This is a genomic window from [Clostridium] clostridioforme AGR2157, assembly GCF_000424325.1.
Taxonomy (GTDB): domain Bacteria; phylum Bacillota; class Clostridia; order Lachnospirales; family Lachnospiraceae; genus Enterocloster; species Enterocloster clostridioformis_A.
Genome location: NZ_AUJR01000021.1, coordinates 1 through 16,982, shown reverse-complemented (window position 1 = coordinate 16,982; position 16,982 = coordinate 1). Strand labels below are relative to the sequence as shown.

At 52.5% G+C, this 16,982-nt stretch carries 18 protein-coding genes; 14 read left to right on the top strand and 4 right to left on the bottom strand.

The window, feature by feature from the left end:
* Window positions 1-12 precede the first annotated feature (12 nt).
* Window positions 13-1,020 carry a glycosyltransferase family 2 protein gene (locus G614_RS0110595; RefSeq protein WP_027641911.1) on the top strand — a complete coding sequence of 336 codons (1,008 nt, stop codon included), beginning with the start codon at window positions 13-15 and terminating at the stop codon, window positions 1,018-1,020.
* 89 nt (window positions 1,021-1,109) lie between these two features.
* Here the strand turns inward: G614_RS0110595 and G614_RS0110590 are convergent, their stop codons facing one another.
* The gene (locus G614_RS0110590) at window positions 1,110-2,669 is read right to left on the bottom strand and encodes a L,D-transpeptidase (protein WP_027641910.1); all 1,560 of its coding nucleotides are present in this window, start codon (window positions 2,667-2,669) and stop codon (window positions 1,110-1,112) included.
* 165 nt (window positions 2,670-2,834) lie between these two features.
* On the opposite strand from G614_RS0110590, the gene G614_RS0110585 reads away from it, so the two are divergent.
* The 11 genes from G614_RS0110585 (at window position 2,835) to G614_RS0110535 (ending at window position 13,417) form a co-directional block, all read left to right on the top strand.
* Window positions 2,835-3,854: a glycosyltransferase family 8 protein gene (locus G614_RS0110585; RefSeq protein WP_027641909.1), complete on the top strand. Its 1,020-nt coding sequence runs from the start codon at window positions 2,835-2,837 to the stop codon at window positions 3,852-3,854.
* 1 nt (window position 3,855) lies between these two features.
* On the top strand, window positions 3,856-4,752 hold the full coding sequence (locus G614_RS0110580; protein ID WP_022201473.1) for a glycosyltransferase family 2 protein: 897 nt from the start codon (window positions 3,856-3,858) through the stop codon (window positions 4,750-4,752).
* Window positions 4,753-4,845: 93 nt separating this feature from the next.
* Window positions 4,846-5,961 carry a DegT/DnrJ/EryC1/StrS family aminotransferase gene (locus tag G614_RS0110575; protein WP_027641908.1) on the top strand — a complete coding sequence of 372 codons (1,116 nt, stop codon included), beginning with the start codon at window positions 4,846-4,848 and terminating at the stop codon, window positions 5,959-5,961.
* A 9-nt stretch (window positions 5,962-5,970) separates the two neighbouring features.
* A complete protein-coding gene (locus G614_RS0110570) occupies window positions 5,971-6,657 on the top strand; it encodes a glycosyltransferase family 2 protein (RefSeq protein ID WP_027641907.1) in 687 nt (228 codons plus the stop codon).
* A 36-nt stretch (window positions 6,658-6,693) separates the two neighbouring features.
* The gene (locus G614_RS0110565) at window positions 6,694-8,016 is read left to right on the top strand and encodes a lipopolysaccharide biosynthesis protein (RefSeq protein ID WP_027641906.1); all 1,323 of its coding nucleotides are present in this window, start codon (window positions 6,694-6,696) and stop codon (window positions 8,014-8,016) included.
* The gene (locus G614_RS0110560; RefSeq protein ID WP_027641905.1) at window positions 7,997-8,980 is read left to right on the top strand and encodes a glycosyltransferase family 2 protein; all 984 of its coding nucleotides are present in this window, start codon (window positions 7,997-7,999) and stop codon (window positions 8,978-8,980) included. The genes G614_RS0110565 and G614_RS0110560 overlap by 20 nt, the downstream gene beginning before the upstream one ends.
* Before the next feature lie 24 nt (window positions 8,981-9,004).
* Window positions 9,005-9,454, top strand: a complete 450-nt coding sequence (locus G614_RS0110555) for a DUF2304 domain-containing protein (RefSeq protein WP_027641904.1) — start codon at window positions 9,005-9,007, stop codon at window positions 9,452-9,454.
* Window positions 9,444-11,126, top strand: a complete 1,683-nt coding sequence (locus tag G614_RS0110550) for a DUF2142 domain-containing protein (protein WP_027641903.1) — start codon at window positions 9,444-9,446, stop codon at window positions 11,124-11,126. The genes G614_RS0110555 and G614_RS0110550 overlap by 11 nt, the downstream gene beginning before the upstream one ends.
* Window positions 11,127-11,412: 286 nt before the next feature.
* Window positions 11,413-11,967, top strand: coding sequence for a dTDP-4-dehydrorhamnose 3,5-epimerase (gene rfbC, locus G614_RS0110545; RefSeq protein ID WP_022201481.1), 555 nt, complete (start codon window positions 11,413-11,415; stop codon window positions 11,965-11,967).
* Between the two features lie 19 nt (window positions 11,968-11,986).
* A complete protein-coding gene (locus G614_RS0110540; RefSeq protein WP_002585772.1) occupies window positions 11,987-12,799 on the top strand; it encodes an ABC transporter permease in 813 nt (270 codons plus the stop codon).
* A gap of 18 nt (window positions 12,800-12,817) precedes the next feature.
* A complete protein-coding gene (locus G614_RS0110535; RefSeq protein ID WP_027641902.1) occupies window positions 12,818-13,417 on the top strand; it encodes a M48 family metallopeptidase in 600 nt (199 codons plus the stop codon).
* Window positions 13,418-13,493: 76 nt separating this feature from the next.
* Here the strand turns inward: G614_RS0110535 and G614_RS0110530 are convergent, their stop codons facing one another.
* The 3 genes from G614_RS0110530 to G614_RS0110520 all read right to left on the bottom strand — a co-directional run bounded on the left by G614_RS0110530 (window position 13,494) and on the right by G614_RS0110520 (window position 15,297).
* Window positions 13,494-13,943, bottom strand: coding sequence for a GNAT family N-acetyltransferase (locus G614_RS0110530; RefSeq protein WP_027641901.1), 450 nt, complete (start codon window positions 13,941-13,943; stop codon window positions 13,494-13,496).
* A gap of 146 nt (window positions 13,944-14,089) precedes the next feature.
* The gene (locus tag G614_RS0110525) at window positions 14,090-14,662 is read right to left on the bottom strand and encodes a chromate transporter (protein ID WP_027641900.1); all 573 of its coding nucleotides are present in this window, start codon (window positions 14,660-14,662) and stop codon (window positions 14,090-14,092) included.
* Window positions 14,659-15,297: a chromate transporter gene (locus G614_RS0110520; RefSeq protein WP_022201485.1), complete on the bottom strand. Its 639-nt coding sequence runs from the start codon at window positions 15,295-15,297 to the stop codon at window positions 14,659-14,661. The genes G614_RS0110525 and G614_RS0110520 overlap by 4 nt, the downstream gene beginning before the upstream one ends.
* Before the next feature lie 201 nt (window positions 15,298-15,498).
* On the opposite strand from G614_RS0110520, the gene G614_RS0110515 reads away from it, so the two are divergent.
* Both G614_RS0110515 and tnpA read left to right on the top strand, forming a co-directional pair.
* Entirely contained in the window at window positions 15,499-16,392 is an 894-nt protein-coding gene (locus G614_RS0110515; protein WP_022201486.1) for a LysR family transcriptional regulator, read from the top strand.
* A 359-nt stretch (window positions 16,393-16,751) separates the two neighbouring features.
* The coding region (gene tnpA / locus G614_RS0110500) for an IS200/IS605 family transposase (protein ID WP_027641899.1) at window positions 16,752-16,982 on the top strand (231 nt) is incomplete at its 3' end.

Here is a 16,982-nt window from a genome sequence, read left to right as displayed (position 1 = left end):
GTGTGACAGGATATGAGCGACAAAGTGCAAGGCGGCGCCGGGCCGCAAACCGCAGATACAACTATAATGGCCAGCATCAGCTGTGTTACATTTAATCATGTGAATTATATCAGAACAGCCCTGGACAGCTTTCTGATGCAGGAGACAGATTTTGCATTTGAGATACTGGTCCACGACGATGCATCCACGGACGGGACCAGCGATATTATCCGGGAATATGCGGCCAGGTATCCGGACCAGGTGAAGCCTCTGATTCAGACAGAAAACCAGTATTCACAGGGAATCGACAATATCAGCGGGGCCTTTAATTTCCCCAGGGCCAGGGGAAAGTATATTTTCATGTGTGACGGGGACGACTATTTCCTGTCTCCGGATAAGCTTCAGAAGCAGGTGAATTATATGGAAGCCCACCCTGACTGTACCCTGTGCATCCACAGCGCCAGCATAGATTTGGTGGGAAAGGCGCTGACAGAGGGCCAGATGAGGCCGTACAGGGAGAGCCGCGTCCTGTCCCCGGAGGAAATCATTGACAAGCCTTCGGGCTACGCCATGTCTTCCATGGCATTTCCGGCCCGTCTGGTGAGGGAGCTGCCTGATTACTATGTGGACTGTCCCGTGGGGGATACGCCAATCCAGTTGATTGCGGCGGCAAACGGATACGGCTATTACTTTGACGAGGCCATGAGCGCCTACCGGGTAGGCGTGGCAGGTTCCTGGACCGTGGAGGGAAAGAACGGGGATTACCAGGGTAAGCAGAGGGCTTACTGTGATCGCATGAAGCGCACCTATGAGCAGTTTGACAGGGCCACAGGGGGCAGGTTTAAGGAAGCGGCAGAGAGCGCTGCCCGCAGGACCTATTACCAGACAATGGTAAACACCAAGCAGTTTGAGGAGATATTCAATCCCCAATACCGCAGGTATTATAAAGAGCTTACGCCCAGGATGCGGTTTTTTCTGAGATTTGAGCATACCATGCCGGCAGTATATGAAATGGCGAGGAAGACGTTCATTGGAAAGTGATTCCAATGAACGGTTCCCCGCCATTTTGGCTGTATACTTTATAATATGCCTTTATAATATAGTTTTAAAGATTACCCATGGTTTAAAAATCACTGCTGCTGGGCAAATAGAGGATCTGTGGGATCCCAGTGCTGGTCTCCCGGAATGACCCACTCAATGGCCGGCCGGTCATAAGGGCCTGCCTTTGGCGAGTTGTAGATGGTCACCGTGGTGCCCAGTGCACAGTTGTCATATACCCATTTGGCGTCTCCGGAAAGGAGGCGGACACAGCCGGCTGACTCTGCGATACCCAGATAATTATAGGTCAGCGGATCTAATGTCATGGGGTCCGGACGGCTGTACAGGATGGAGTGAATCAGGAAGCCCTTGTAAATACGCGTCGCGTACTGGGTGAAGATTCCGTGGTTCATGTCACGCCAACGATACTTGGCCGGTGTCTGGAAGGTTCCAATCGGGGTATCCGGTCCGGTAGAGGTAAGATAGGTCTTTACCGGGATGATGAAGCCGTTGGCTCCGTCCTGTGCGAAGATGGTCATGCAGTTCATCTGCTTGTTGATGCTGATGAGGAACGGACCGCTGTTGCCCACAATGGGCTCTAAGTCGGTCAGCAGCTTGCCGGTCTCGTCAAAGTAATACTTGAAACCGTCTATGTACTGCCAGCCTGTTACAGGCGCATTGTTCACAAAGTAGTAGCGGTCCCTGTCATTCCAGGCCCATCCGGTAAATGGAACGCCGGTGCCGTTACTGTATGCCACTGCCCCGTCCACAACCTGGATTCCGTCCGGGAACGCTGCTTCCAATGGTTTCTCCATGTTGTAGGCAGCGCCTTCCACGCCTTTACCCCAGAGGGATACCCTGAAGCCGCTCAGCACCTTTCCTGTACCCATGGTTCCTGCTGTTGCGCTGTTGCGCGCCCAGTTTAACTCTGTCCCATCGTTCAGGGTTGTGCAGTAGTAAATATCAAATGTGTTGCCCACAAAGCCGTTGAAACGCATCTGGATGGCCTCCACCAGGGCGCCGTCCTCCCAGACAGTGGTGTGGCCGCCGTTCATGGCCCAGTCGCTCCAGCCATGCGCGCTTGTATACGTCCTGTAAAGGATGTCGCCCACTATGTTGTTCAGATAGACGGACATGGAACGGAATCCCTGCTCTGTCACTACCGGTGTATCGCCTATTACAGGATCGGTCCATGTGGTATCCGGACGGAGCACCTGAATCTGGACAAAAGGCGTATTGGCTGATGCCTGTCTGGCAGCTTCCTCTGCTGCAAACTGGGCTGCTGCGGCTGCCTCTGCATCGGCCTGCGCCGAGTCGTCTGCTGCCTGTGCCGCGTTCTGGTCCGTGGCAGAGGAAGACACGCTGTCTGTGCCGGCTTTAGCGGCTGCCTCAGTGCTGCCGGCTGCTGCAGCGCTGCCCCCATCGGCCTGTTCTGCCGGGGCTGCGTTGGCAGGAGCCACTGACTGCGGGCCGGAACTCTGCACGCCCCCACTCTGGCTTTCTGAAGAACCAGGGGAGGTTTGTTCGACTTTTGTGGAAAAAGCCGGACCATAAATAGAATCATCCTGCGCGGCCAATGCGGGTCCGGCCTGACCTAAGACCAGAAGTCCGGACAGAAGGGCTGCGACAGCACGCTTCGTTAACTCATTCATTCGTAACATCCTCCTGAATTTTATATAGATTACCATACATGTCTTAATCTATCATATTTGGCAGGAAAATTCCAGATGTGATTTACTTTTTACCCGCTATAATGTAAAATTGTAAACAAAATGACCTTAGAAAGACTAGAGAATGTAAGAAATAGGTGCCATAATATGGATTGGAATACAGAAACTGTTAATATCATTTATGCGTCTAATGACGGGTATGCCGGACATCTGGCGGCCTCCCTTTATTCCCTGCTGGACCACAGCAGGAACATCCCCCGGATGGACGTATATATCCTGTCCGTGGGAATGAGTGAGGCTTACCTTGAACGCCTGGCCTCTGTTGCGGGAAAATTCAGCCGCAGCCTTCATGTGGCGGAGCTGGGAAAACTGAGGGATCGGTTTGACTATGAGGTGGATACCAGGGGATTTGATATAAGCGCCATGGGGCGCCTCTTTGCCCCCAGGGTGCTGCCGGACTGCGTAAGAAAGGCCCTGTATCTGGACTGCGATACCATTGTGAACGGAAGCATACGTCCCCTGTATGAGACAGAGCTTGGAAGCCATCTGGTGGGTATGGTGATGGAGCCCACGGTTTACAGGGAGATGAAGGAATCCATCGGCATGGAAAAGGATGAGCCTTACTATAATTCCGGAGTCCTGCTCATGGACCTGGAGGCGTGGAGAAACCAGGATGTGCTGGGGCAGCTGCTGGAATTTTACAGAAGCCATCAGGGCAGCCTATTTGCCTGTGACCAGGATACCATTAACGGCGCGCTGAGAGGCAGAATCATCACGCTGCCGGTCCGGTATAATTATTTTACCAACTACCGGTATTTCAGGTACAGGACCCTGGTGAACATGTGCGGGGCATACCGGGCAGTGGGGGAGGACGAGTACAGGCAGGCGGGAAAGGCCCCTGTCATCATTCATTATCTGGGAGACGAGAGGCCCTGGATAGCCGGCAGCCACAACCATTTCAGAAGGCTCTATGAGTATTATCTGGATAAGACTCCCTGGAAGGGAACCCCAAAACAGGAGGGAAAGAGGCTGTACATGTACATGTGGTGGGTGTTTAACCATGTGAGCCTTATCTGCCCTGCCTTCCGGCTGTGGATCAGCCGCAGGCTGGGGATGAGGCTGGTGGACAGCCGAAGGAAGCAGAAGGCTTTTGGAAGCGGGAAATGATATGGATAAGATAAGCATGATTATATTGAACTATAATGACTGCCGCACCACCCTGTCACTGGTGGATGAGGTCAGGGATTATGAGTGCCTGGACTGCGTGGTGGTGGTGGACAACCACTCATCCGATGATTCATGGAAGCTCCTCCGGACACTGAATGGCAGCGGAAAGGTCCACGCGCTTCGGCTGGAGCAAAACGGCGGCTACGGCATGGGAAACCAGGAGGGAATCAATTACGCCGTAAGCTGTCTGGAGGCAGACTATGTAATCATTGCCAACCCGGACATTCATGTGACGCCGCGCTGCATCCGGCGGGTAAAGGATGCACTGGACAAGACCCAGGGCGCGGTGGCTGCCTCAGCCAGGGTGAAGGACCCGCAGGGGGGAGAACTGTTTTCCTACTGGACCCTCCTTCCTCTGTGGAAGGACCTGCTGGATACGGGTTTGGTTACCAGACGTCTGTTTAAGGCCATGCTGAATACGCCTTCCTACAGGCTTGCGTATGCGGGGGATGAGGATTGCCGCCTGGTGGATGCGGTTCCCGGGTCCTTTTTTATGTTAAAGACAGGCCTTCTCACGCCGGGGGAAATAAAAGAAGTATTTGACAAACACATCTTTTTGTATTATGAAGAAAAGGTGCTGGGACAGAAGTTCAGGAAAATGGGTCTGAAGACCGTGCTGGTAACGGATGAGTCCTATGTCCATGCCCATTCTGTCAGCATTGACAAAAGCTTTAAACGGATCGTGGATAAGCAGAGGCTGCTTCATAGGAGCAAGCTGTATTACTATAAGGAGTATCTGGGAACCGGCCCGGCAGGCATGGCGGCAGCCAGGGCTGTTTTGGGACTCGTCCTGGCAGAGGTGTGGTTTCTGACCGTGGTGTGCAGGATGCGGTGGTAGGGCGGTGCGGGGAGGCGGGATTTGAGACGCAGGACGGCGCGCTGAGGCAGGCCTTGAGATGCATAGCGGCCTGCAGAAAGGACAAAATGACGTATGAACGGACAGGAAGATAAAGAGAAGGAGATACTGGTTACCCGGTCCTCCCTTCCTTCTTACGAAGAATATATAGAGATGATAAAACCCATATGGGACAGCGCATGGCTGACTAATATGGGGGATTTCCACAAACAGCTGGAAAAGGAGCTTAAGGAGTACATGGGAATCCGGAACATGGTGCTGTTTGTAAACGGGCACATGGCTCTGGAAATGGCCATCCAGGCCCTGGAGCTGACCGGCGAGGTGATTACCACCCCCTTCAGCTTTGCGTCCACCACCCATGCCATTGTGCGCAATAACCTGACCCCGGTATTCTGCGACATCAATCCGGAGGATTTCACCATGGACGCGGAAAAAATCGAGGCACTTATCACGGATAAGACCTCGGCTATTATGCCGGTCCATGTGTATGGAAACCTGTGCGATGTGGAGCGCATTGAGGCAATAGCCAGGAAACACGGGCTGAAGGTAATATACGATGCGGCCCACACCTTTGGGGAGCGGTATAAAGGAAAAAGCGTCGGTGAATTTGGGGATGCCAGTATTTTCAGCTTTCATGCCACCAAGGTGTTCAACTCCATTGAAGGGGGAGCGGTAACCTTTCAGGAGGACTGGATGGAGCACCGTCTGAACTGCCTTAAGAATTTCGGCATTGTGGACCAGGAGCATGTGGTATGGGTAGGCGGGAACGCCAAGATGAATGAATTCCAGGCAGCCATGGGACTGTGCAACCTGCATCATCTGGACCAGGAGATAGGCAGGCGCAGGCTGGTGGTGGAGCGTTATCTGTCCGGCCTGGCAGGCGTGCCGGGTATTAAGCTGCCTTCTTTCAAAGAAGGGCTTACGCCCAATTACGCCTATTTCCCTGTGCTGTTTGAGAACTTTAAGGCTGACCGGGACCAGGTATATGACTGCCTGGCAGGGCACAGAATATACCCCAGAAAATATTTTTATCCCCTGATCAATGATTTCCAGTGTTACAAGGGCAGGTTTTCCTCCAAGGATACGCCGGTGGCAGCTTACGTGGCTGACCGCGTGCTGACGCTGCCGTGTTATGCGGACCTGGAGTTAGAGGATGTGGACCGTATCTGCGGCATCATAAGGGGGATGTAGGAGACGAACATGGATAAGGTACTGTTGGTGATACCGGCTTTTAATGAGGAAAAGAATATAGAGAGGGTGGTGGAGGACCTGGTCCGGGGCTTTGGGCAGCTGGATTATGTGGTGGTGAACGACGGTTCCAGGGACAGCACAGCCAAAATCTGCAGGGAAAAGGGATATAACCTTCTGGACCTGCCGGTGAATCTGGGATTGGCCGGATGCTTCCAGGCCGGTATGAAATACGCCTACAGGAAGGGGTACCGCTACGCCGTCCAGTTTGACGGAGACGGACAGCACAGGCCCGAGTACATTGAGGCCATGAGACAGAAGATGGAGGAAGGGTATGACATTGTCATAGGCTCCCGGTTTGTAACGGAGAAAAAGGGATGGTCGGTCAGGATGATTGGAAGCAGAATCATAGGCAGCGCCATCCGGTTTACCACCGGAACAAGGGTGACGGATCCCACTTCGGGCATGCGCATGTTTAACCGGAGGATGATAGAGGAATTCGCCCTTAACCTGAATTACGGACCGGAGCCGGACACGGTTTCCTTCCTGATCAAACAGGGAGCCAGGGTAGCGGAGCTGCAGGTGACCATTGACGAAAGGCTGGAGGGGGAGAGCTATTTAAAACCGCTGACAGCCGTCCACTATATGGCCAGGATGCTGATTTCCATACTTATGATTCAGAATTTCAGGAAACGCTAGTATTTTCCGGCTATCCCCCGGAGCTTGGAGAACATCATGAAGAATCTGACGAAACATTTATTATATAAAGGAACGGATATCGGACGGCAGAACGTGGTCTGGAATATTGCAGGGAGTTTTGTCTATGCATTGGCCAGCATGGTTCTGTCTTTTCTGGTCATACGGGTGGTGGGAGACGACCAGGGAGGTATCTTTTCCTTCGGATTTTCCACTCTGGGACAGCAGATGTTTATTGTAGCTTATTTTGGTATCCGTCCCTTCCAGATTACGGACGGAACAGGCGAGTATTCCTTTGGGGATTATCTGGAGCACAGGAACATAACATGTATTATGGCTCTGGCGGCAGGGGCCGTGTTCCTCACCTTCATGCACGGCATGGGGCGTTACACGGCGGACAAATGCATGATTCTCATTTTGCTTGTCATATACAAGGTAATAGATGGGTATGCTGATGTATATGAGTCGGAATTTCAGCGCCAGGGAAGCCTGTATCTTACGGGAAAATCCAATTTTTTCCGAACTCTTTTTTCGGTCAGCGTATTTCTGGTGACGCTGGCGGCATTTGAACACCTTTTGTTCTCCTGTCTGGCCGCGGTGGCTGCCCAGGCAGCGGGAATCGCGCTGTTTAACCTGGATGTTATCCACGCCCTGCCGTCGGTGGACTGGAACAAGGGGGAGAGGAAGACGGGAAGGCTGTTTAAAAGCACCTTATTCCTGTTTATATCGGCCTTTCTGGACTTTTATGTGTTCTCCGCTGCCAAATATGCCATTGACGCCAGGATGAACGATGCTGCGTCGGGATACTTTAACTTGATTTTTATGCCCACCTCTGTTATTTATATGGTAGCCAATTTTGTAATCAGGCCCTTTCTGACCAGGCTTACAAACTTGTGGACCGGAAAGGACTATGACTGCTTTAAGAAGGAGCTCAGGAACATCGGCGCCATCATCCTGGGACTTACGGTGCTGGCAGTGGGGGCTACTGCTGTTTTGGGAAAATGGGTGCTGTCCGTGATGGAGATGATTCTTGGAAGAGGTTATGAAGGAAGGCTGGTCAGCTATTACGGGGCTTTCATCATCATTGTGCTGGGAGGAGGGTTCTATGCCCTGGCCAATCTGATGTATTATGCTCTTGTAATCATGCGCAGACAGAAGGCCATATTTGCCGTATATCTGGCAGCCGCGGCTGCAGCAGCGGTATTATCCGGCTTTCTGGTATCAAAATTTGGGATTAATGGTGCGGCGGGCTGCTATCTGCTGCTCATGATGGGATTAGTGACGGGCTTCGGCCTGCATACGGCGGGCGCCTGTCAGAGTGAGAAAAAGGAGAATACCGGTAATGGAGGAAGTAACACGTAACACAGAGATAACGGATGGCCGGGAGAGAAAGCGCGTGCTGCGGGTGGATGTAATCATACCCACCTACAAGCCCGGAAAGAAGTTTTCCAGGCTTTTAAAGATGCTTTCCATGCAGACCTATCCCATAGGAAAAATCATTGTCATGAATACAGAGAAGGCCTACTGGAATGAAAAGGGCTTTGAGGGAATCGGCAATCTGGAAGTGCACCATCTGTCCAAGGAGGAATTTGACCATGGAGCCACCAGAAACAGGGGGGCCCGCTACAGCAGGGCGGATATCATGGTATTTATGACAGACGACGCGGTTCCGGCCGATGAAAGGCTGATTGAGCATCTGACGGCTGCCTTTGACAAGAGGGGGCCCGGCGGGGAGTCGGTCATCATGGCCTATGCCAGGCAGCTGCCGGATAAGGACTGCGCCATGGCGGAGCGCTTTACCCGTTCCTTTAATTATCCGGAGGACAGCTGCATAAAGACCAAGGAGGACCTGGGAAGAATGGGCATCAAGACCTTTTTTGCCTCCAATGTATGCTGCGCCTATGACAGGGAGAAGTTCTGGTTCCAGGGCGGTTTCATTCATAAGACCATATTCAACGAGGATATGATATTTGCAGGGAAGGCAGTGCTGCAGGACGATTACGCCGTCGCGTATGTGGCGGAGGCCAGAGTCATTCATTCCCACAATTATGGGTGCGCGGCCCAGTTCCACCGCAATTTCGACCTGGCTGTGTCCCAGGCAGACCATCCGGAGATATTCGGGGGCATCCGCCCGGAGGGCGAGGGAATCCGTCTGGTCAGGCAGACAGCCCGTTATCTTGTGACCCACCGCCGTCCATGGCTGGTGCCCGGACTGATTGTAAAGAGCGGATTCAAATACGCAGGCTACCGCCTGGGCAGGTGTTACCGTTTCCTGCCTGTGAAGCTGGCGGCAGCGTGCAGCATGAATAAGGAGTATTGGAAATAACAAAAGAAGGCAGGGATTCATCCTATGATGACAGTGATATTCAGAGTGATTCTGGTTTTAGTCTCTATATTGACTATGGCTTTTATGATGCGGAAGATTCGGCAGGCTAAGGTACAGATTGAGGCAGCGCTGTTCTGGGTTATCATGGCCCTGATTTTGGTGGCGTTCTCACTGTTCCCGGCTGTGGCGGATGCCTGCGCCCATTTGCTGGGAATATACTCCACCCCTAATTTTCTCTTTCTGTTCATGATTTTCCTGCTGATTGTGAAGGTGTTTGGGATGACACTCCAGATGTCCCAGATGGAAAGCAGGCAAAAGGAGCTGGTGCAGCGCATTGCGCTGGACCAGAAGGACAGGGAGGAACTGGAGCTTAAGATACAGAGATTCCTGGAAAAGGAGGAGTCAGCCGGAGCGGACGCCAAGGAGGGCATGAGTACAGAGAAAATGGGCGGGGAGGAAACAGATGGCAGGTAAGAAAGCGGGGAGGAAACAGGAAAGCAGCAGACCGGGAATCGGGCATGATGCCGGGGCAGGAAGGATGCCGCGCGGCCATTCCCGCTGTGTCTGGCTGGGAGGCTCCTGCGGCGTTCTTGCCCTTGGACTGTGGCATCTGACGGATGTCAGGGCCGGTGTCCTGGAAACAGGGGATCGTTTCCTCTACGGCTGGTACGGCGGGCTGATGGTATTTGCGGTTCTGGTACTGGCGGCAGTGGGATACCTGTTCCTGGTAAGGCGGGACTATGGCCTGGCGCGGATATTTCCCGCAGCCGCCATGGGAATCGGCCTGATGTATATGGTGGTCCTCCCTCCCCTGTCTGCCCCGGACGAGGTGAGCCATTATATCAGCGCTTACCAGCTTTCAAGCCGCCTGATGGGCAGGACCGCCAGGGCGGAGGACGAGCGGGTGTTTATAAGAGCCCAGGACGTATTCATTGAGGACCTGACAGGAGTCATGGATTATGAAGCTGTGGAGGACGGCGGAAAAACGGCTGTGGTACTGGGACAGAAGCTGGAGGAGGGCACATACCGGACCATAAAGGAGCGGGGCCTTGGAAGCACTGGTGAGGACGGGACCGTCATGTCATACCAGATGCCGGTGCGGACCACGCCCCTGGCCTATGTTCCCCAGGCCATGGGGATTGCCCTGGGAAGGATGCTGGGGCTGGGCGGCCTGGGACTGTTATTCCTGGGACGGCTGTTCAACCTTATGTTTTTCACTGCCATGGGATGTCTTACCATTCGCAGGATGCCCTTTGGCAGGGAGGTGGCGGCAGGAGCGGCCCTGCTTCCCATGACGCTCCATCTGGCGGCGTCCTTTTCCTATGATGTGATGATTATAGCCCTCAGCGGATACTTTACTGCGGTATGCCTTTATTTGGCTTACAAGGCAGAGCGTGTACGGGTGAGGGATGTAGCTGCCCTGGCTCTTGTGATGGCTGTCATGGGACCCTGCAAGATGGTGTACGGCGTCATAGCCGGTTTCTGTCTCCTGATACCGGTGAGAAAGTTCGGAGGCTGGGGAAAATGGAGCCTGTCGGCTGCTTCCGTACTGGGAGCATTTGCAGCGGCCATGGCAGTGGTGAACCACAGGACCGTGTCCCTTTACACCCAGGCTGACCAGGGGTATGTAGCCTGGGCCGGGGAAACAGGGTACACCTTCGGACAGCTGCTTCACAGTCCCATGCTGGTGCTTAAGATGTGTTACAATACCCTGGCCTGGCAGGGGGAACAGCTATACTCCGGCATGATTGGAGGAGCGCTGGGAAACATGGATGCAGTGCTCAACACCCCCTATGCGGTTATACTGGGGCTGACAGCCATACTGGTGATGCTGGCGCTCAGAAAACCCGGAGAGAGCATTTTCATCCAATGGAAGGGGCGTCTGTGGATATGGTTTCTCTGCCTGGTGTGTCTGGGAGCGCTGATGTTCTCCATGCTGTTAGCCTGGACGCCGGTGAGCTCCAATGTCATAAACGGAGTCCAGGGAAGATATCTGCTTCCGCTGCTCCCCATTTTCCTTCTCAGCCTCAAAAATGACAAGGTGGTGCGGACGGACTGGGATGACAGGGGACTGCTGTTTGCCATGGCCGCCATGGATATCTATGTGGTGCTGCGTCTGTTCAGCCTGGTATGCCTGAGGGTGTGACGGAATTGCCTGGGGCCGTGGCACAGAGCTGTTTGGAATTGCGGCACAGAGTTGTTTGGAATTGCGGCGCAGAGCTGTCCGGAGCCGCGGCACGGCCTGGTTTTCCTGTAGATCACGCTGCGGATATATGGACATGGGAAATGGATTTAGGCGGTTCACAGGTGCATAAGGACTTGCCAGTCTGTGGATAAAGTGATAGAATTGCCAGATGGATGTGGATAACGTCTGCCAGAGGGCTGACGGCCGGTCAGGCGTGTTTGACAATAAAAAAGGAGCGAATGGAGTTATGGGAAAGATTAAAGTGACCCCCTGTGACATCAAGGGGCTGTGTGTGATTGAACCTGCGGTTTTTAAGGATGAGAGAGGATATTTTATGGAGACCTACAATCAGAATGATTTTAGGGAAGCAGGTCTCGACATGGTGTTCGTACAGGACAACCAGTCCATGTCCGTCAAGGGCGTACTGAGAGGACTGCATTTCCAGAAGCAGTATCCCCAGGGCAAGCTGGTAAGGGTGGTGCGCGGTACTGTCTACGATGTGGCGGTGGACCTGCGTTCCGATTCCGAAACCTACGGAAAATGGTTTGGCGTCATCCTTTCCGCAGAGAATAAGAAGCAGTTTTATATACCCGAAGGTTTTGCCCATGGATTCCTGGTACTGTCCGATGAAGCGGAATTCGCCTACAAGTGCACGGACTTCTACCATCCGGGAGACGAGGGCGGCCTGCTGTGGAGCGACCCTGAAATCGGGGTGGACTGGCCCATAGAACCGGACATGCAGCTGATTATATCGGATAAGGACAGAAAGTGGAGCGGCCTTAAGGATACCTTCAAGTTCTGATGAAAAGGAATTTACTTATATGAATTATGTGCTTTCTCTGATGAAAGAGATTATAGGAAAACGGAAGCTTATATGGGATTTGGGCAAGGCTGATTTCCGGAAACGTTTTGTGGGCTCTTACTTTGGGGTGGTGTGGATGTTCATACAGCCCATCGTGACAGTCAGCATCTATGCAGTTGTATTCGGAATGGGCTTTAAATCCCCGCCTCCCATTGAAGGGTTCACTTATGTGGAGTGGCTGGTGCCGGGCATTGTGCCCTGGTTTTTTTTCAGTGAATCCGTCAACAGCATTACCAACTGTCTCCAGGAGTATAACTATCTGGTGAAGAAGGTGGTGTTCAAGGTGGAAATACTGCCGATTATCAAGCTCATATCCTGTCTGCTGGTCCATGCCTTTTTCGTGGTCATCATGTTTGGGATGTATCTGATTATAGGCAGGATGCCCTCCGTCATATGGTTCCAGCTGGTGTATTATTCCCTGGCTGCGTCCCTGCTGGCCCTGGGTATCGGATTCTTTACCAGCGCGGTCAATGTGTTCTTTAAGGATATGGCGCAGATTGTGAGTATCTGCCTCCAGTTCGGTATCTGGATGACCCCCATCATGTACCACGAAGCCATGTTTACCGGAGCGGGAAAATGGGTGGAGGTGCTGTTCAAGCTGAATCCTTTTTATTATGTGGTGGCCGGGTACAGGGATACCATGCTCACAGGAAACTGGTTCTGGGAACGGCCCACGCTGACCCTTTATTACTGGGGCTTCACCGCGGTGGTGCTTTTGCTGGGACTTAAGATGTTCAAGCGTCTCCGTCCCCATTTTTCCGATGTTTTGTAGGATAGCAAGGAGCGTTTCATGATACAGAAAGTGGAGATTAGCTGGCGCCATGGGGACCAGGAGGGAGCCATTCCGGTAGAGGTGGTCTACTCCAAACGGCGTACCATATTACTGGAAATCAAGGCAGACGGCCATGTGTATGCCAGGGTGCCTGTGCGCATTCCCAACCAGTACGTGATGGACTTTATAAAGGAGCGCCAGGAATGGATTGTGCAGAAATGGTTCATGATGGTGGAGCGGCGCAGGCAGGAGGAAGCCAGGCCGGTCAAAGACTATGAGAAGGACCCTGAGCTGGAGAAGCTTTACCGAAAGAAGGCCAAGAAGCAGCTGGAGAATCGATGCGCCTATTTCGCGGAGCGCATGGCAGTGGATTACAACCGCATTGCCGTGCGGGCCGCCAAGACCCGCTGGGGCAGCTGCAGCGCCCAGGGTAATCTGAATTTTCACTGGAAGCTGGTGCTCATGCCGCCGGAGATACTGGATTATGTGGTGGTGCATGAGCTGGCCCACAGAAAAGAGATGAACCATTCTGAGCGGTTCTGGGCTGAGGTGGAACGAATCCTGCCGGATTACAGGGCCCGTAGAAAGTGGCTGAAGGAATTTGGAAGCCGGGTTTAGCCGGGAGACATAAATGGCCAGTTTCCCAGGTTTAGCCGTGAGACAGAGTGGCCTGGTTCCGGCCCTGCTGCGGCAGTCAGTCCATGCCGCGTTCCCGTTTCAGATAGACCATGTCCACCAGCTGGATTCCGTCCTCAATGATGGGATGGTCGTAATTGTCGGTAAAGAAGTGCTCCACCCGGTGGGAATCTTTGAAACCGCAGGCATGGTAAAAGCCCAGGGAGAGGGGACTGTCCCCGGTGCCCACATAAAGTGTCTTCAAATCCGGATAATAGGTAAAGATATATTCAATCAGGCGGCGGCCGTATCCCTGTCTATGGAACTGGGGGGCTGTCGCTATATTTTTAAGCTCATATATGCCGGGACCTTCTTTTGTCACCACGCATTCCGCCCGGACAGTACCGTCCGTCAGCACAAACATATCGCCCCGCTCCAGGTAGCGGTCCACCATATCCTCCTGCTCGTCTGCCAGCAGGAGCAGGTCCAGATATTTCTTTTTGTCTTTTTTTACTTGAATGATTTCCATGATTGATTCCCCCATTCTTTTTTTGTACTGCGATAAGCTTATTATATCATTTTTGGGAGTGTGAGTACAGCGCGTCTGAAGGTGGCCAGGCTCTGGTTGCAGCTGACCTCACAGGAGAGGACCGGGAAGTCAATGATTAGAAAACGCTATATCACGCGCATGGCCAGCTGGCAGGCGGTCTCAGCCAGTCCTGACAGCACCATCACCAGGATGGGATTCATCTTAAAACGTATGAGCAGTATCATGGCACCGATGAAGATACATACGGAACGCGGGTTCATGGCGCTCAGATCAGGGGAAAAGCCCTCCAGTCCCCAGAAGGCAGTGACCAGTATGCTGACGCCTGCTGCCCCAATCATGGCTACCACGGCAGGCCGCAGGGATTTGAGGACGCCCTGAATCAGGCTTAAGTTCCTGTATTTGAGATAGATTTTCGCAAGAAGGGTAACCAGGATGCAGGACGGCAGCACGCATCCAATGGTCGCTGCCAGAGCCCCGGGCGTTCCTGCGATTCGGGTGCCCACGAAGGTGGCGGCATTGATGGCAATGGGACCGGGGGTCATCTGGGAAATGGTGACAAGGTCTGTAAACTCAGCCAGGTTCAGCCAGCCGTGAAGGGTTACCACCTGGTTCTGGATCAGAGGCATGGCGGCATATCCGCCTCCGAAACTGAATGCGCCGATCTGCAGAAAGCTTAAAAATAGCCGGAAGTAAATCATAGCGCGCCTCCTTCCGTTCCTTTTTTATTGTGCTCAGAAGTAAGGGTCCGGACCGCACCTATGGCGGCGCACAAAAGGATTATCAGGACTGCGTTGACATTGTATACATAATTGGCGATAAAGGCAGCGGCCATGATTAGGACGGATATCCACTGCCTGTCTTTTACGATGCCGCTGCCCATCTCCCAGACCACCTGGGCAATGACAGCGCCCACGCCGGCCTGCATTCCGTTTAACATCCAACCCACAAAAAGGTTGGAACGGAAGGCGGCGTAGCAGAAGGAAATCAGAGTCAGGATGGTAAATGGCGGGAGGACAGTGGCAATGACCGTGGTCAGTACGCCTGCCATGCCGGCCAGCTTATAGCCTGCCACGATGGCTCCGTTGACAGCGATGGGGCCCGGCGAGGACTGGGCAATGGCCACCAGATCTAACATCTCCTGTTCATCAATCCAGTGGTATTCATCCACAAATTTTTTCTTCATCAGTGTGACGATGACATATCCGCCTCCGAAGGTAAAAGCGCTCAGGTACAAGGTTGAAAGAAAGAGCTTTGCCAGAAGGGAGCTGCGGCTGCCCGCGTGTCCCGAAACCCCGGAGGAGGCATGTTTATTGGATTTTATGTTAACTACCATGATGGTATTCCCCTTATTACAGTAATACATTTAATTACAATCATGTATTTGTTTTTTCTGCTATTACTATACAGCTTGAAAATCCATATGTAAAATACTATAATTAAATAATGATTATAATAAATATATTATAATGGACCCTATGTCAGATTACAGGGATGCACCCTCAGTCTGCCATATGCGGTTCAGGAAAAGAGGAACATGACACTTCGCCATCTGAAAATATTTGTTACTGTATGTGAGACAGGGAGCATGACGGCCGCCGCATCCCAGCTGTTCATTGCCCAGCCGTCCATCAGCCTGGCCATCTCAGAAATGGAAGAATACTACGGGGTAAAGCTGTTTGACCGCATATCCCGCAAGCTGTATCTGACGGAGAACGGCCGCAGGGCCCTCCAGTATGCCAGGCATATCATAGAACTGCTGGATGAGATGGAGCAGGGAGTGCGGGACGTGGACGCCATGGGACGGCTCAAGGTGGGGACCAGCATCACCATAGGGACCTATCTGCTGCCCGGATACATCAAGAGGCTGAAACAGCAGTATCCGGCCCTGAAGGTGGAGGCATCCATTGCCAATTCAGGAACCATTGAACAGCAGATACTGGACAATGAAATCGATGTGGGAATCATAGAGGGGGTAGCCCACAGCCCCTTTATCCTGAGCGAGAGCTTTGCAGGGGACCGGCTGGCCTTCATATGTCCGGCCGGTCATGAATTTGCCGGAAGGACCCTGGAGGAGCTGGCAGAGGTAAGAAATCAGGATTTTATTTTGCGGGAAAAGGGAAGCGCCGGCAGGGAGATATTTGACGGTATACTGGCCGCACAGGAGCTGAATGTCCGCCCCATATGGCAGAGCGCCAGCAACCAGGTCATCCTGCAGGGTGTAAAGGCAGGGCTGGGTATTTCCATTCTGCCCTATTTCCTGGTGCGCCAGGGCATTCGGGAAGGGGAACTGGCCGAGTTCAGGATAAAGGGCCTGGCTCTGAACCGGAAGTACTCTGTGATTTACCACAAGAATAAGTTCCTGCCCCGCAGCGCCAGAACTTTGATGGAGCTGTGCAAAGAGGAGAACGGGACAGATAGGGGGCTGTGAAAAAAGCCCCTAGCTGTTTTCCGGATCTTAAGTTAAAGCTTATGGTGGGGCGCCCGGCCAGGGAAAAGCTTCTTAAGGCAGCTGAAAGCTGATGAACCTGACCGGCCTTGATTTTTCACAGAGCGGGGACATGCTTTTGCTGCTCCTGTACCTGAAAGAGAAAAATATAACAACGCCCGGTAAAATCTCCTAAATATTAGAAAATTACCGTATTTCAGCAAAATTACCGAATGCAGTTAAAAAATTACCGTTTTAATCAAAAAGAGGGTTTAATTCCCCGCAGCTTGCTGCGTAACAAACTTTTTCAAGACATGGAGGAAGTGATATACTAGAGGAAAAAGGAAAGGAGAAATTGTGCGATGAGTGAAACAATACGCAAGTCACACAATGTATCAGTACTCATGTATCATTTCGTATGTCCAGCAAAATATAGAAGAGTAGTAATAGATGAAGATGTAGATAGGGTAATCAAAGAAACGTGTGAGGGAATTCAGGAAAGGTATGAAATAAGATTTTTGGAAGTAGGTACAGATAAAGACCATGTACATTTTCTTATCCAGTCAGTGCCTACATATAGTCCAAAAAAAATC